The 14,258-nt window shown below is 68.1% G+C and carries 16 protein-coding genes; 5 read left to right on the forward strand and 11 right to left on the reverse strand.

Features of this window, described 5'->3' with window-relative positions; genetic code table 11:
* Positions 1-124 precede the first annotated feature (124 nt).
* The 3 genes from BCEP18194_RS15970 to BCEP18194_RS15980 all read left to right on the forward strand — a co-directional run bounded on the left by BCEP18194_RS15970 (position 125) and on the right by BCEP18194_RS15980 (position 1,966).
* Positions 125-415, forward strand: coding sequence for a PsiF family protein (locus BCEP18194_RS15970; protein WP_011352323.1), 291 nt, complete (start codon positions 125-127; stop codon positions 413-415).
* 283 nt (positions 416-698) lie between these two features.
* Entirely contained in the window at positions 699-1,148 is a 450-nt protein-coding gene (locus BCEP18194_RS15975; protein ID WP_011352324.1) for a membrane protein, read from the forward strand.
* 230 nt (positions 1,149-1,378) lie between these two features.
* Entirely contained in the window at positions 1,379-1,966 is a 588-nt protein-coding gene (locus BCEP18194_RS15980; RefSeq protein WP_011352325.1) for a BPSL1445 family SYLF domain-containing lipoprotein, read from the forward strand.
* A 105-nt stretch (positions 1,967-2,071) separates the two neighbouring features.
* On the opposite strand, the gene BCEP18194_RS15985 is transcribed toward BCEP18194_RS15980, so the two are convergent.
* From BCEP18194_RS15985 to mltG, 9 genes are all read right to left on the reverse strand, one after another.
* Positions 2,072-3,136 carry a glycosyltransferase family 4 protein gene (locus BCEP18194_RS15985; RefSeq protein WP_041492866.1) on the reverse strand — a complete coding sequence of 355 codons (1,065 nt, stop codon included), beginning with the start codon at positions 3,134-3,136 and terminating at the stop codon, positions 2,072-2,074.
* Between the two features lie 254 nt (positions 3,137-3,390).
* Positions 3,391-4,566, reverse strand: coding sequence for an AAA family ATPase (locus tag BCEP18194_RS15990; protein WP_011352327.1), 1,176 nt, complete (start codon positions 4,564-4,566; stop codon positions 3,391-3,393).
* Between the two features lie 28 nt (positions 4,567-4,594).
* Entirely contained in the window at positions 4,595-5,767 is a 1,173-nt protein-coding gene (locus BCEP18194_RS15995) for a mechanosensitive ion channel family protein (protein WP_011352328.1), read from the reverse strand.
* 89 nt (positions 5,768-5,856) lie between these two features.
* Positions 5,857-6,213, reverse strand: a complete 357-nt coding sequence (locus tag BCEP18194_RS16000) for a Rap1a/Tai family immunity protein (RefSeq protein WP_006485939.1) — start codon at positions 6,211-6,213, stop codon at positions 5,857-5,859.
* A 119-nt stretch (positions 6,214-6,332) separates the two neighbouring features.
* Positions 6,333-7,043 (reverse strand): ankyrin repeat domain-containing protein, encoded by a 711-nt coding sequence (locus BCEP18194_RS16005; protein ID WP_011352329.1) that lies wholly within the window; start codon positions 7,041-7,043, stop codon positions 6,333-6,335.
* Positions 7,044-7,086: 43 nt separating this feature from the next.
* Positions 7,087-7,866, reverse strand: a complete 780-nt coding sequence (locus BCEP18194_RS16010) for a TatD family hydrolase (protein ID WP_011352330.1) — start codon at positions 7,864-7,866, stop codon at positions 7,087-7,089.
* A 141-nt stretch (positions 7,867-8,007) separates the two neighbouring features.
* Positions 8,008-9,036: a DNA polymerase III subunit delta' gene (locus BCEP18194_RS16015; RefSeq protein WP_011352331.1), complete on the reverse strand. Its 1,029-nt coding sequence runs from the start codon at positions 9,034-9,036 to the stop codon at positions 8,008-8,010.
* Positions 9,037-9,055: 19 nt separating this feature from the next.
* Positions 9,056-9,676: a dTMP kinase gene (tmk, locus tag BCEP18194_RS16020; RefSeq protein WP_011352332.1), complete on the reverse strand. Its 621-nt coding sequence runs from the start codon at positions 9,674-9,676 to the stop codon at positions 9,056-9,058.
* A complete protein-coding gene (gene mltG, locus BCEP18194_RS16025) occupies positions 9,676-10,695 on the reverse strand; it encodes an endolytic transglycosylase MltG (protein WP_011352333.1) in 1,020 nt (339 codons plus the stop codon). The genes tmk and mltG overlap by 1 nt, the downstream gene beginning before the upstream one ends.
* A 77-nt stretch (positions 10,696-10,772) precedes the next feature.
* Here mltG and BCEP18194_RS16030 point away from each other — a divergent pair, with 77 nt between their 5' ends.
* Entirely contained in the window at positions 10,773-11,807 is a 1,035-nt protein-coding gene (locus BCEP18194_RS16030) for a YgfZ/GcvT domain-containing protein (RefSeq protein WP_011352334.1), read from the forward strand.
* A 76-nt stretch (positions 11,808-11,883) separates the two neighbouring features.
* Positions 11,884-12,729 carry an NRDE family protein gene (locus BCEP18194_RS16035; protein WP_011352335.1) on the forward strand — a complete coding sequence of 282 codons (846 nt, stop codon included), beginning with the start codon at positions 11,884-11,886 and terminating at the stop codon, positions 12,727-12,729.
* 20 nt (positions 12,730-12,749) lie between these two features.
* On the opposite strand, the gene BCEP18194_RS16040 is transcribed toward BCEP18194_RS16035, so the two are convergent.
* Both BCEP18194_RS16040 and BCEP18194_RS16045 read right to left on the reverse strand, forming a co-directional pair.
* Positions 12,750-13,190, reverse strand: a complete 441-nt coding sequence (locus BCEP18194_RS16040) for a GNAT family N-acetyltransferase (protein ID WP_011352336.1) — start codon at positions 13,188-13,190, stop codon at positions 12,750-12,752.
* Between the two features lie 41 nt (positions 13,191-13,231).
* Positions 13,232-14,191 (reverse strand): alpha/beta hydrolase, encoded by a 960-nt coding sequence (locus BCEP18194_RS16045; RefSeq protein WP_011352337.1) that lies wholly within the window; start codon positions 14,189-14,191, stop codon positions 13,232-13,234.
* Between the last annotated feature and the right edge of the window lie 67 nt (positions 14,192-14,258).

Below are 14,258 nucleotides of genomic sequence, written 5' to 3' on the forward strand. Positions count from 1 at the left end.
GTTTTGGTGTTTTCACATTGATTTGCCATAATCGGAACGCGCTGTGCGATGCGGCCCTATCCTCATCGCGCGGTGCTTCGTGACGGCGTCGATAACACGCAATTCACCCCATGGGAGTGTCGAAATGAAAATCCAATCGCTCGTAGCCGCAGTGCTTCTCGGCGGCATGCTGGCTTCCCCCGCGTTCGCGGCGAACAGCCAGCAGGACAAGATGAAGGCCTGTAACACCCAGGCATCCGGCAAGACGGGCGACGAACGCAAGGCGTTCATGAAGGACTGCCTGTCGGCAAAGCCCGCGAAGGCCATGTCGCAGCAGGAAAAGATGAAGGCGTGCAACACGCAGGCCACCGGCAAGAAAGGCGACGATCGCAAGGCGTTCATGAAGAGCTGCCTGAGCAACGCGCCGGCCGCCTGAGTTCCGGCGCTCCCGTATCGAATGCCGCGCACCGCTTCGGCGGGCGCGGCATTTTTGTTTTCGTTGCATGCGCATCGACGCGCCCCGCCCCCCCGCGCTTCTGCCGCGCTTTAGCCACGCCTCCCGCCCCGCTTTCCCGCCTTGCCGTACCGGCGCCGCCACATGGTGCGGCAATTCGCCGCGTTTTCTTCTATGATGGCTGCAACGCGGCCCATCCAAGTACAAGAAGCGCCATCGGGCCGCCCTCGAGACAGACGCGCACGCGCGTCAAACGGAGGCATGGATGGCATGGAGACAACACCGCTGGTTCCGCCGCTGGCTGATCGTGATCGTATTCTGGGCCGTGCCCGTTGCGATCGTCGCCGTGCGCGAGATCCGCGAGGAAATGGCGTACAACAAGGCGGACCTGCAGCTCGCGCTGACCACCTGGCAGCTCACCGACGCGCAGCAGGCAGCCGGCACCGCCGCGAAGTGCCACGGGGATCCTGACGAGGCGCGCGCGGCCGGCTGCCCGGCCGACGTGCTCGCCGCCAATGCGCCGCGCCAGCAGGCAGCCCGCGACGAATACGTGGTGCGCCGCAGCACGCTCGCGAGCTACCTCTGGCACGCGTTCGTCGGCTACTGGGTCGTGCCGGCCGCGTTCCTGTTCGCCTGCGGGGTCGTGATCGCGCTGATCCGTCGCGCGCTGCGCCGCCCCCCGATCAAGCCGCCTGTTCCGCCCGTCACGCACTGATGCGCGCGGCAGGCGCCGCCGTCCGATCGACCACCGTGTTTCCCGCATGCCGACGCGACGTCGACGCGCGGGCGCCGGTGCGTCCGTTGGCGCGCCGCGACATCCCCGAGCGATTTGACGCTTTTTCACGCCGCAACGAAAAGAGGCCGTAATCCGCTGTGATATAACTGCCGACGTGATCCGCTCCCTGAGCGAGACTCACTCCGAACATCATCCGATGGAGAAGAACGATGCAAAAACGGAATCTTGTGCTGAAAGCCGCCGCTGCGCTCATCGTCGGTAGCCTCGCGCTCACCGGTTGCACCACCACCCCGGACAAGCCGGACAACGCCGCAACGAACGCGTCGAAGCGCCAGGCAATCGACTCGAGCGTCGACGCCACGCTGTCGCGCATGTACTCCACGGTCAAGGGTTCGCGTGAACTCGTCGCGAAGTCGCGCGGCGTGCTGGTCTTCCCGGACGTCATCCAGGCCGGCTTCATCGTCGGCGGCCAGTCCGGCAACGGCGCACTGCGCGTCGGCGGCAGCACGGTCGGCTACTACAACACGTCGTCGCTGTCGGTCGGCCTGCAGGCAGGTGCGCAGTCGAAGGCGATCGTGTTCCTGTTCATGACGCAGGAAGCGCTCGACGAATTCCGCGGCTCGGACGGCTGGGCTGCCGGCGCCGGCGCGTCGGTCGCGCTCGTGAAGATGGGCGCGAACGGCGCGGTCGACACGACCACGGCCACCGCACCGGTCCAGGTCGTCGTGCTGACGAACGCCGGCCTGATGGGCGACGTGTCGATCAACGGCACGAAGGTCTCGAAGCTGAAGATCTGACGCTCGTGCACCGCCCGTGCGCACGGCGCGCGGACCATGCACAAACGGCGATGTCCTTGCGGGCATCGCCGTTTTTTTATCCGCGCGCGTCCTGCGCCTCGCGCATCAGGTCGTCGAGTCGATCACCTTGAAACGCGAGCGTTTCTGCGCACGGATCACCGACTGGTAGACGTCGACATACTGCTGCGCCATACGGCGCGACGTGAAACGTTCCTCGAAGCGCTGCCGCACGCGCGCGCGCGGCAACAGGTGCAGCCGGTTCACGGCGGCCACCGCACTGATTTCATCCTCGACGATGAAACCCGACACGCCCTCGTCCACCACTTCGGGCACCGCGCCGCGATTGAACGCGATCACCGGCGTGCCGCACGACATCGCCTCGATCATCACGAGGCCGAACGGTTCCGGCCAGTCGATCGGAAACAGCAGTGCATGCGCGCCCGACAGGAATTCGGCCTTCTGGTGATCCGCGATCTCGCCGATGAATTCGACGTGCGGCAACGCGAAGAGCGGCTTGATCTCGCGCTCGAAGTATTCCTGGTCGGCCGCGTCGATCTTCGCGGCGATCTTGATCGGCAGCCCGCACTGGCGGGCAATGCGGATCGCCGTGTCGACGCGCTTCTCCGGCGAGATGCGGCCGAGGAACGCGAGGTAGCGCGGCTCGACCGGCTGCGGCATGTACAGCGTATCGGGCAGCCCGTGGTAGACGGTCGTCAGCCATTTCGCCTGCGGCAGCGGCTGGCGCTGCGAGTTCGAAATCGAGATCACCGGCGCCGTGTTGAACGTGTCGAACACCGGCTGCTGCTCGGGCAGGTCGAGCCGGCCGTGCAGCGTCGTCACGTAAGGCGTTTCCTGCCGGTTGAAGACCGAGAACGAGTAGTAGTCCATGTGGAAATGGAGCACGTCGAAGTCCTTCGCGCGGCGCGCGACCGTCTCCATCAGCAGCATGTGCGGCGCGACCCGGTCGCGGATCGACGAGTCGAGCCGCAGCGCGCGCGGCCAGACCGGCTCGAGCTTCGCCCGCGTCGTCGAATCGCCGCTGGCGAACAGCGTCACATCATGGCCGAGCTCGACGAGCGCCTCGGTGATGTAGGACACGACGCGCTCCGTGCCGCCGTACAGCTTCGGCGGTACCGATTCCGTCAGCGGCGCGATCTGGGCAATTCTCATGGTCCACGTCTCCTGTGTCCTGTCCGTTGCGGCACGGCCGGCGGGCCTTCGGGCTGTCGCGCCCTGCTCGCCCCCATGCAGCGCTGGCCGGTTCGGGGCGCCGGCCGGATATCCCTTCATTATTCGCGATCCCGCTGCCCGGAGCCGCCCGTCTTTCATTTTATGGGTGTTGTTACAGGCAGGATACATTCCGCCTGTCGGGCCGATCCGGCCCCATGTTGACGATCACGCCAGAGTGCAGGCCGCCGCGCCCGTCAGCGCGACGGCCACTTCCATGCGGGCAGGTCGCGCGTATCGGCATCGACGAGCCCCGTCGCGCCGAGCTGTTTGTCGAGCACCAGCGATTCGCAGCCGGCCTCGCGCTCGAGCGTCGCGATCAGCCGCGCCGCGTGCGACACGACGAGCACCTGGGAACGCTGCGCCGCCTGCGCGATCAGGCGGCCGAGCGCCGGCAGCAGATCGGGGTGCAGGCTCGTCTCCGGTTCGTTCAGCACCATCAGCGCCGGTGGCCGCGGCGTCAGCAGCGCGGCCGCGAGCAGCAGGTAACGCAGCGTGCCGTCCGACAGTTCGGCCGCCGCGAGCGGCCGCAGCAGCCCCGGCTGGCGCATCAGCACGTCGAAGCGGCCACGGCCGCCCGGATTGTCGATTTCGACCGACGCGCCGGGAAACGCGTCGTCGAGCGCCGCATCGAGTGCGGCGCCGTCGCCGATTTCGCGGATCGTCTGCAACGCGGCGGCCAGGTCGGCGCCGTCGTCCGCGAGCACCGGCGTATGGGTGCCGATGTGCGACTGCCGCGCCGGCGCCTGCGCATCGGTCCGGAAATGGTCGTAGAAGCGCCACGAGCGGATCCGTTCGCGCACCGCGATCATCTCGGGCGCGCCGGTCGGATCGGCGAACTCGGTCATCATGCTGTCGAAGCTGGCCACCGGCTGCGGAATCGTCTGCCAGTCGCCCGATGCGGTGCGCGCGCGGATCTGCGCGCCCTGCCGGTCGACCAGCAGCGTCGACGGGCGCAACATCGCACCGCCCCAGATGCATTCGCGCTTGACCACCGGATCGAGCGAGAACTGCGAGCTGCTCGGAATCGGCATGCCGAGATCGATCGCATAGCCGAAATCGTCGCAGGCGAAGCCGAGCTTCAGGCTGACCGGCCCCTTGCGCACCGTGCCGGTCACCGGCGTGTCGCCGTCCAGCATCGCCCGCGAGAAACGCTCGGGGCCGGCCCACAGCGTCGACGGCAACCCGCCTTCGCGGGCGAGCGACGGGATCACGCGCCCCTGCGCGGTGTCGGCGAGCAGCCGCAGTGCGCGGTATACGCTCGACTTGCCGCTGCCGTTCGGCCCCGTGACGACGTTGAGCGCCGCGAGCGGCACGATCAGCTCGCGCAGCGAGCGGTAATTGGCGATGGCGAGCGTGTTCAGCGCGGTCATGACGATGGAGGAGGCATGCGGGCCGCTGTCAGCGGCCTTCGGCAGTTTGCGGGTCGGCCGCGGTATTGGCCGCCGTACTGGCGGCAAGCGACCGCGCGTGCGGCCGTTCGGGATTCGGTGCATCCGGCGCGGAATCGTGCGGATACAGTTCCATCCGGCTGCGCGGCAGGCATTGCGGATAGCGGTCCTGCAGGTAGGCGATCAGCCCTTCGCGCACGCGACAGCGCAGGTCCCAGCACGACGACGAATCGGCCGCGCTGACGAGCGCGCGCAACTGCATCGTGCGTTCCGTCGCGTCGGTCACCTGCAGTACCTGCACGCGGCCGTCCCACTCGGGTGCCGCATGAACGAGCCTCGCGAGCTCCTCGCGCAGCGGCGCGAGCGGCGTGCGGTAATCGACCGACAGATAGACCGTGCCGATGATTTCCGAGCTGCTGCGCGTCCAGTTCGTGAACGGGTTCTCGATGATCCACTGCAGCGGCACGACGAGGCGCCGCTGGTCCCACAGCCGCACCGACACGAACGACCCGGTGATTTCCTCGATGCGCCCCCACTCGCCCTGGATCACGACCACGTCGTCGAGCCGGATCGGCTGCGTGAGCGCGATCTGCAGCCCGGCGATCAGGTTACCGAGCACCGGCCGCGCAGCGATCCCGGCGACCAGGCCCGCGACGCCGGCCGAAGCCAGCAGGCTCGCGCCGACCTGGCGCACGTTCGGGAACGTCATCAGCGCCGCGCCGGTGCCGATGATCACGATCAGCACCATCACGGTCCGCACGAGCACCCTGGCCTGCGTATGGATCCGCCGGGCCTGGAGGTTGTCGGCCGTATCGATCGGATGGGCCTGGATGATGGCGTCGCCGACGCCGGCCGCGAGCCGCACCAGCAGCCACGTGAGGGAAATGATGGAGCCGACCGCCGCCGCCGTGCGCATGCCGCGCACGAACGACATGCCGTCGTCCGCCTGGACCCACAGGAATTCAAGCGCCAGCAGCGCGAGCACGACGAGCGACGGTCGGTCGATGTAGCGCAGGATCGCGCTCATCAACGGATACGGCTGCGCGATGCGCTTGACGATGCGTGCGCCGAGACGGTGCACGACCGTGACGACCAGCAAGACAATGACGGACACGGCCAGCGTGCCGAGCCACGAATGCAGCGGCGCATCGGTGATGCGCTGTAGTTCCTCGATTGAAATCATCGGCGCCCGTGGGTGATGAGGCGCGCACGCCTCGTCCTGGATGCGTCGGCGACATCCGGGCCACGCGCGGGCCCGGACACGGCGTCAGGTCAGTTGCCGCTCCTGCAGGGGAACGCCTTGCCGAGACCGAGCGACACCGCGGTGCTCGCGTTGTAGTCGGCCAGCTTCGGATTTTCCGCGATGTACTTGCGCACCGCGTCGGTCATCTGCTGCGCCCGGATGTCGGGCGGCAGGCAGAAATACTGGCCGACCCGCGGCCCCGTCGTCCCGCCGATCGCATCGATGGTGTTGTAGACGCCGTCGGCGGCGCCTTCGATGTAGGCCGCGCACGACGCCCGCGACTTGACGTCCGTCTTCGCGCACAGCCGGTCGAGATCAGCGCCCGTGAAAGCCGCCGCCGACAACGGCACGGCAAACGCCGCGGCACAAAACATTGCGCGCAACATGGTGTTCCTTATGTCAATGCGGCCCGAGGCCGCCTGCTGCCTTGGCCGGCGCGGCGCCCGGACGCCCTGCTCCGGCCGGAATCCGGCCGGGCGGGCATCGTCTGCCGCACCGAAAACCGTCATTTTGCACTCTTTTGCGCATCTGCCGGCGTCGATGCCCCGATGCGCGTCGTCCGCTTGCTCAGGATCTCGATCGCGTCCGGCGCGTTGTAGTGCTTCGCGAATTCGAGCGCGGTGATGCCGAGCTGGTTCTTCACCTGCGGATCGGCGCCCTGGTCGAGCAGCAGCGTGACCGTCGACGGATGGTTGCCGCGTGCGGCCATCATCAGCGGCGTCGTGCCGTTCGGCGATGCGGTATCGATGTACGCGTCGTGGTCGAGCAGCAGCTTCACCACGGCGTCCTGGCCGTTGGTCGCCGCGTAGTGCAGCGGCGCCCAGCCCTTCTTGCTGACTTCCGCGCCCTTGTCGATCAGCAGTTTCGCGAGGCCGACGTCGCCGTTCAGCGACGCGAGCATCAGCGCGGTTTCGCCGGCCTTGTCCTCCTTCTCGAGGTCGACGTTCGGCGTCGTGGCGAGCGCCGCCGCAACCTTGTCGGACTTCTCGCGCGCGGCGATCACGATCAGCGGGTCGCCGTTCGGCGCGATCGTGTTCGGGTCGAGCTTGCCGCTCTTGAGCTGCTTGCCGATGTCGGCGATGTCGTCGAACTTGACGGCCTTGACGATCGCATCGAGCGATTCGGCATGCGCGCCGGCTGCCGCGAACAGGCCGCTCGCGACGAGCGCGGCAGCAACGAGTGCACGTTTCGGCAGATGATTGGTCGGCTTCGTCATTGTTGTGGGCTCCTTCCCTGGGTTGTCGGCTGCGCGCACGTCGTTAGCGGGCGATCTTGAACAGCCGGAAAAAGTTCTGTGTCGTCGCATCGGCGAGCGCCTCGACGGCAATCCCGCGCTCGGATGCGATAAAGCGTCCGACATGGCTGACGTACGCAGGTTCATTCGGCTTGCCGCGATACGGCACCGGCGCGAGGTACGGCGAGTCGGTCTCGATCAGCAGCCGGTCGAGCGGCACGCGCCGCGCGACGTCCTGCACGTCGGTCGCACTCTTGAACGTGACGATGCCCGACAGCGAGATATGGAAGTTCTGCGCTAGCGCCTGCTCGGCCACCGACCACGGCTCGGTGAAGCAGTGCATCACGCCGCCCGGTACGTCCGCACGCTCCTCGGCCATGATCCGCAGCGTGTCTTCCGACGACGAGCGCGTGTGGATGATCAGCGGCTTCATCGTCGCGGTCGCCGCGCGGATATGCGTGCGAAAGCGTTCGCGCTGCCATTCCATGTCGTCGATCGAGCGGCCTTCGAGACGGTAGTAGTCGAGGCCCGTTTCGCCGATCGCGACGACCTTCGGGTGCGCGGCCAGCTCGACGAGCTCCGCGAGCGTCGGCTCGTGCATGTCCTCGTGATCGGGATGCACGCCGACCGACGCATAGACGTTGTCATGCGCGTCCGCGATCGCAAGAACCTCCGGCAGCGTCTCGAAATCGACCGACACGCACAGCGCGTGCGTGACGTCGTGCTCGCGCATGTTCTCGAGAACGGCCGGCAGGCGGTCGGCCAGGCCCTTGAAATTGATATGGCAGTGAGAGTCGACGAACATCGTGTTTCCTGAATACGTAAGGCGGGTGCTCATGCGCGCGCCGGCATGCGGCAACGGGCGGCGTTCGCGGGCCGGACGGCCACGGTCGCGTCGCGGCGTGCGCCGGTCATCGTTTCGCAACCCACACGAAACAATGCCGGATCACGCGAACATTTCCCGGTATCCGAGAAACAATTCCTCGAATACGAGCCGCGCGTTGAGCGGATGGTTCTCGACCGTCCGCTGCCGCGTCACGGCCTTCATGAAGCGGGCGAACGCGTTCGCGTCGACCGCTTCCGCACAGCGCGCGAGCGCCGCCGCGTGCGCCGGGAAGTAGCGCGGCGCGCCCGCCATCCGCTGGGCAAGCAGGTCGTACAGCCAGCGCTGCAGCCAGCCGAGCACCAGCGGCACCGGCAGCTTCTGCAGCGTCTCGCCGCACGCGAACGGGTCGCAGGCCGCACCGGCCGCGAGCTGCCCGAGCGTGTAGTCGCGCAGCGGGCGGTTCTCGTCGCTCGCGAGCGCCAGCGCAGCGAGCGGCGCACCACCGACCTCGGCGAGCAGTGCAGGCGCATGATCGACGCCCTGTGCGGCGAGCCAGGCCGCGGCCGCGTCGGGCGCCGGCACGGTCATCGGCCACTGCCGGCAGCGGCTGATGATGGTCGGCAGCAGGCGGTCGATGCGCGCCGACACGAGCAGGAACACGACGCCGGACGGCGGCTCCTCCAGCGTTTTCAGCAGCGCGTTCGACGCGGCGACGTTGAGTGCCTCGGCCGGATACAGCACGACGACGCGCGCGCCGCCGCGATGCGAGCCGACCCCGCAGAAGTCGAGTAGTGCGCGCACCTGCTCGATCTTGATCTCCTTGCTCGGCGCCCGCGTCTTCTTGCCGCCTTCGTCCGCATCGGCCGCCTTCGCGTCGTCCGCGGCGCCCGGCGCCTCGCCCGCCAGCGCTTCCGGCAGCACGATCCGGTAGTCCGGATGGTTGCCCTGCGAGAACCAGGTGCAGGCCGCGCAGGTGCCGCACGGCTCGCCGTTCGGCTGCGGCGATTCGCACAGGAAGCCCTGCGCGAGATGCTGTGCGAACTGCAGCTTGCCGATCCCGGCCTGACCGTGCAGCAACAGCGCGTGCGGCCATTGCGCACGCAGTTGCTGCAGGCGGTTCCAGTCGTCGGTCTGCCACGGATAGATCATGTGGTGCGTTCCTTGCGAATTACAGCGCGGCGAGCACGCGTTCGAGCTGATGGCGAATCTCGGGAATCGTCTGCGTCGCATCGACGATCGCGAAGCGGTGCGGCGCCTCTTCCGCGCGCCGCAGGTATTCGCTGCGCGTGCGCGAGAAGAACGCGTCGGATTCGCTTTCGAACTTGTCGGGCATGCGCGCGGCGCCGCGACGCTCGCTCGCGACTTGCGGCGCGACGTCGAACAGCACCGTCAGGTCGGGCTGGAAGCCGCCCTGCACCCAGCGCTCGAGCGTCTCGAGCTTGTCGCGCGGCAGCCCGCGGCCGCCGCCCTGGTACGCGAACGTCGCGTCGGTGAAGCGATCGGACACGACCCAGTCGCCGCGCGCGAGCGCCGGCTCGATCACGAGCGCGAGATGCTCGCGGCGCGCGGCGAACATCAGCAGCGCTTCCGTCTCGAGATCCATCGGCTGGTTCAGCAGGATCTCGCGCAGTTTCTCGCCGAGCTGCGTGCCGCCCGGCTCGCGGGTGACGACGACCTGCCGGCCGGCCGCGGCCAGCTTGCCCTGGAGGCGTTCGCAGAACCATTGCAGGTGGGTGGTCTTCCCCGCCCCGTCGATGCCTTCGAACGTGATGAATTTACCGCTCGCCATTATTGACCTCGTATGTACTTGTCCACGGCCTTGTTGTGGTCGCCGAGCGTGTCCGAGAACACGCTCGTGCCATCGCCTTTCGCGACGAAATAGAGCGCGCTCGTCTGTGCCGGATTGATCGCCGCCTGCAGCGCGGCCACGCCCGGCAACGCGATCGGCGTCGGCGGCAGCCCGCGTCGGGTGTAGGTATTGTAAGGAGTGTCCGCTTGCAGGTCGCGCTTGCGCAGCCGGCCGTCGTACGCATCGCCGAGCCCGTAGATCACCGACGGATCGGTCTGCAGCGGCATGCCGATGCGCAGCCGGTTCGCGAACACGGCCGCAACGAACGCGCGATCGGCCGCGTGGCCCGTTTCCTTCTCGACGATCGACGCGATCGTCAGCGCTTCGTAAGGTGTCTTGTACGGCAAGCCCGGCACGCGCGCGGCCCAGGCCTCGTCGAGACGCGTCTGCATCAGATGGTACGCGCGCCGGTAGATGTTCAGGTCGCTCGTACCCTTGTCGAACAGATAGGTATCGGGAAAGAACAGCCCCTCGCCGCTGCCGCGCTGCACCGCGTTGTCCGACGCGCCGATCGCGCGCAGCAGCTCGGCGTCGCTCATGCCGGCCGTCGCGTGCGCAAGATCGGGGTTCGAGTCGAGTTCCGCGCGCATCCGCTTGAAGGTCCAGCCTTCGATGACCGTCGCGACGTACTCGTTCACGTCGCCGCGCGCGATCTTCTGCAGGACCTCGTATGGCGTGATGCCGGTCTTGAATTCGTAGTTGCCGGACTTGAGCCGGCTCGACAGCCCGAGCACGCGCGTCATCGCGACAAAGCCGAGCGGCTCGACCGGCACGCCGCCGCGCTTCAACTGGAGCGCAACGCTCTTCACGCTGCTGCGCGGCTTGATCGTGACGTCGAGCGATGCCGAACCCAGCAGCAGTGGCCGGGTTGCCCAGTAATATCCGCCGCCCGCGCCGGCAGCGGCCACAACGACGGCCAGCGCCACGATCGTCGCGGCGCATTTCTTCAGTAGGGACATGGAAACGTGACTCAGGTAAGACCCATATAATACTTGCTCGCCTCCGTCAAAGTCAGGGTTGACTGTTCCCTCATTCCATGAGCACACCGTTCGCTTCACCGGCAGTCCAGGCCGCACCCGCCTCGCTCCCCGTTTTCCCCCGCCCGTCCGCCGCCGATTTCGATGCGCCGGGCGCCTGCATGCCGTTGCCGCAGTTCGGCGTGATCGACGTGGCCGGCGATGATGCCGCGACGTTCCTGCACAGCCAGCTCACCAACGACATCGAACATCTCGACGCCGCGAGTGCGCGGCTGTCCGGCTATTGCTCGCCGAAGGGGCGCCTCCTCGGCTCGTTCCTCACGTGGCGCGCCGGCCACGGCGTGCGCCTGCTGGTGTCGAAGGACGTTCAGCCCGCCGTGCAGAAGCGGCTGTCGATGTTCGTGCTGCGTGCCAAAGCGAAGCTGACGGATGCGAGCGACACGCTCGCGGTGGTCGGCTTCGCGGGCGACGTGCGCGACGTGCTGTCGGGCATCTTCGATGCGCTGCCGGACGGCGTGCACGTGAAGGTCGACGGCCCCGCCGGCACGCTGATCCGCGTGCCCGATGCAGCCGGCCGCAAGCGCTACCTGTGGATCGGCCCGCGTGCGGAAGTCGATGCACGCCTCGCCGCACTCGGCAGTTCGCTGCCGGTCGTGTCGCCGGCCGTCTGGGACTGGCTCGACATCCGCGCGGGCGAACCGCGCATCACGCAGCCTGCCGTCGAACAGTTCGTGCCGCAGATGGTCAACTTCGACGTGATCGGCGCCGTTAACTTTCGCAAGGGGTGCTACCCGGGCCAGGAAATCGTCGCGCGCAGCCAGTACCGCGGCACGATCAAGCGCCGCACCGCGCTCGCGCACGTCGCCGGCGAGACCGATACCGTGCATGCCGGCGTCGAGCTGTTCCACAGCGACGATCCCGGCCAGCCGTGCGGGATGATCGTCAACGCCGCGGCCGCGCCCGCGGGCGGTGTCGACGCGCTCGTCGAGATCAAGCTCGCCGCGCTCGACAACGGCACGGTGCACCTCGGTTCGGCCGACGGCCCGGTGCTCGCGTTCGATACGCTGCCGTACGCCTGGCCGACGGAAGCGTGATGCACTGACAACCCGTTCGCGCGCCGGCTCGCGAGTCGCAGCCGGCGCCCGATGTTTCCTGCGAGAGATTCGCCCGATGTGTCTGATTGCCTTTGACTGGCAGCCCGATGCCGCCGCCGGTCCCGTCTTTACCCTCACCGCCAACCGCGACGAGTTCTTTCGTCGGACAAGTGCACCGCTCTCGTGGTGGGAAGATGTACCGGGCGTGCTGGCCGGCCGCGATCTCGAAGCGGGCGGCACGTGGCTCGGCGTATCGCGCGACGGCCGTTTCGCTGCACTGACGAACTACCGCGCGCCGTTCGATATTCGCGCCGGCGCGCCGACCCGCGGCAAGCTCGTGTCCGATTTCCTCGGCGGGCCGTCCGTCGCGCCGCTCGACTACCTTAGGCAGTTGGCCGAGCATGCGGCCGTCTACAACGGCTTCAACCTGCTCGTCGGCGACTGGCGGCGGCGTGAACTCGCGTGGTTCTGCAATCGCGCGCCCGAGGGCGAAAGCGCTGTTGCCGCGCCCGTCGCGATCGCGCCCGGCGTGCATGCGCTGTCGAATGCGCGGCTCGATACGCCCTGGCCGAAGGTGGTACGCAAGCGCGCGGAGCTCGGCACGCTGCTCACCGACAATCCGACCCCGTCGCTCGACGAGCTGATCGCGCTGATGCGCGACCCGCATGTCGCGGACGACGACGCACTGCCGCACACGGGCATTCCGATCGAGCGCGAGCGTGCGCTGTCGGCCGCATTCATCGAGACGCCCGAATACGGCACGCGCGGCACGACCGCGCTGCGCGTCACGATGAAGGAAGGCGTGCGGCTGACGGTCGAGATCAAGGAACGCTGCGACGACGACGGCTCGCACCGCACCGTCCGCCCGGGCACGTTCGAGCGCGCGTTCACGTTCGACCTCGACGCAACACCGCCGCGCTGAGCGCGCGAGCAGGCGCCGCGCTACGGCGCGCGCGCCATCTCGACGTGCGGCACGCCGGCTTCGACGAACGGTTCACCGACCGCCGCGAAGCCGTGCCGCAGGTAGAACGACACGGCCGAATCCTGCGCGTAGAGCCGCACGACAATTTCGCCGCGTCGCCGCGCCGCTTCCAGCAGTGCGTTGAGCACGGCTGACCCGACGCCCTGCCCGCGCGCGTCGGCCAGCACCGCGACGCGCCCGATCGTGCCGGACGGCAGCAGCCGCCCCGTCGCAACCGCGCGTCGTCTGCCGGTCGCCGCATCGACCCGGTACGCCACCGCATGGAGCGACAGCGGATCGTCGTCGTCGAGCTCCCATTCCGGCGGGATCTGCTGCTCGCGCACGAACACCGCGTCGCGAATCCGCGCGGCGTCGCCGCCCAGTACCACCCAGTCGCCCGTTTCCACCACGCCGTCCGTCATCGCAGCTCCCATGCGGCGCGTCCGCCGCTCAACAACCGCCGTCAAACGTCGTCGAATGCGGCCTTCAGCGCCGCGACCGCATCGGCATGCGCGGCCCGTACCTCGGGCACGTAGCCGCCCATCTTGAAGAATTCGTGGATCATCCCCGGATAGCAGACCAGCGTGACCACGTTGCCCGCCGCACGCAACTTCTCCGCATACGCGGCGCCTTCGTCGCTCAGCGGATCGTATTCGGCCGTCGCGATCCACGCCGGCGCGACACCCGCGAACGACGGTGCATCGCGCGTGCCGTCGAGCGGCGCGAAACGCCAGTCGTCGCGGTCTGCCCGATCGCGCACGTATTGCGTGAAGAACCACTGGATCGTGTCCTGCGTCAGCAAGTAGCCGTTCGCGAGCCGTGCGTGCGATTCGGTGTCCTGGTAGCCCGTCACGCCCGGATAGATCAACATCTGCAGCGCAAGGCGAATGCCTGCGTCGCGTGCGAGCACCGCGCAGACGGTCGCGAGCGTGCCGCCCGCGCTGTCGCCGCCGACGGCCAGCCGTGCGGCGTCGATGCCGAACGTGGCGGCCTCGCGATGCAGCCATTGCAACGCATCGTCGGCGTCGTTCACCGCGGTCGGGAATCGATGTTCCGGCGCGAGCCGGTAACCGACCGAGAGCACCGCGCATTGCGCATCGCGCGCGAACATCCGGCACAGCGCATCATGTGTATCGACGCTGCCGACCGTGAAGCCGCCGCCATGGTAGTAGACGAGCGCGGGCAGCGGCTCCGCGAGGCTCGGCTCAACCGGCAGGTACAGCCGTGCACCGATCGTGCGGCCGTCGCGCGTCGGCACGACGCATTCCTCGACCGAATGCATCGGCGCCGATGCGACGTCGAGGATCGGCGCGCTCTTCTCGTACGCGGCGCGCGCCTGCTGCGGCGTCTGGTGGTGATAGGACGGACGTTTCGCACGCTCGATCATGTCGAGCACCTGGGCGATCTTCGGATTCAGCGGCATCGGTTAGGACGGCGCCTGCGGGGCGCCGTGAACGGACAAGCGTGCATGATGCCATGCGCGCGTCAGG

The sequence above is a fragment of the Burkholderia lata genome (genome assembly GCF_000012945.1).
GTDB classification, from domain to species: Bacteria; Pseudomonadota; Gammaproteobacteria; order Burkholderiales; family Burkholderiaceae; genus Burkholderia; species Burkholderia lata.

Bases quoted from the DNA above. Each gene is read 5' to 3' on its own strand.
- BCEP18194_RS15970 (WP_011352323.1), top strand. From the start codon at position 125: ATGAAAATCCAATCGCTCGTAGCCGCAGTGCTTCTCGGCGGCATGCTG.
- BCEP18194_RS15975 (WP_011352324.1), top strand. From the start codon at position 699: ATGGCATGGAGACAACACCGCTGGTTCCGCCGCTGGCTGATCGTGATC.
- BCEP18194_RS15980 (WP_011352325.1), top strand. From the start codon at position 1,379: ATGCAAAAACGGAATCTTGTGCTGAAAGCCGCCGCTGCGCTCATCGTC.
- BCEP18194_RS15985 (WP_041492866.1), bottom strand. From the start codon at position 3,136: ATGAGAATTGCCCAGATCGCGCCGCTGACGGAATCGGTACCGCCGAAG.
- BCEP18194_RS15990 (WP_011352327.1), bottom strand. From the start codon at position 4,566: ATGACCGCGCTGAACACGCTCGCCATCGCCAATTACCGCTCGCTGCGC.
- BCEP18194_RS15995 (WP_011352328.1), bottom strand. From the start codon at position 5,767: ATGATTTCAATCGAGGAACTACAGCGCATCACCGATGCGCCGCTGCAT.
- BCEP18194_RS16000 (WP_006485939.1), bottom strand. From the start codon at position 6,213: ATGTTGCGCGCAATGTTTTGTGCCGCGGCGTTTGCCGTGCCGTTGTCG.
- BCEP18194_RS16005 (WP_011352329.1), bottom strand. From the start codon at position 7,043: ATGACGAAGCCGACCAATCATCTGCCGAAACGTGCACTCGTTGCTGCC.
- BCEP18194_RS16010 (WP_011352330.1), bottom strand. From the start codon at position 7,866: ATGTTCGTCGACTCTCACTGCCATATCAATTTCAAGGGCCTGGCCGAC.
- BCEP18194_RS16015 (WP_011352331.1), bottom strand. From the start codon at position 9,036: ATGATCTATCCGTGGCAGACCGACGACTGGAACCGCCTGCAGCAACTG.
- tmk (WP_011352332.1), bottom strand. From the start codon at position 9,676: ATGGCGAGCGGTAAATTCATCACGTTCGAAGGCATCGACGGGGCGGGG.
- mltG (WP_011352333.1), bottom strand. From the start codon at position 10,695: ATGTCCCTACTGAAGAAATGCGCCGCGACGATCGTGGCGCTGGCCGTC.
- BCEP18194_RS16030 (WP_011352334.1), top strand. From the start codon at position 10,773: ATGAGCACACCGTTCGCTTCACCGGCAGTCCAGGCCGCACCCGCCTCG.
- BCEP18194_RS16035 (WP_011352335.1), top strand. From the start codon at position 11,884: ATGTGTCTGATTGCCTTTGACTGGCAGCCCGATGCCGCCGCCGGTCCC.
- BCEP18194_RS16040 (WP_011352336.1), bottom strand. From the start codon at position 13,190: ATGACGGACGGCGTGGTGGAAACGGGCGACTGGGTGGTACTGGGCGGC.
- BCEP18194_RS16045 (WP_011352337.1), bottom strand. From the start codon at position 14,191: ATGCCGCTGAATCCGAAGATCGCCCAGGTGCTCGACATGATCGAGCGT.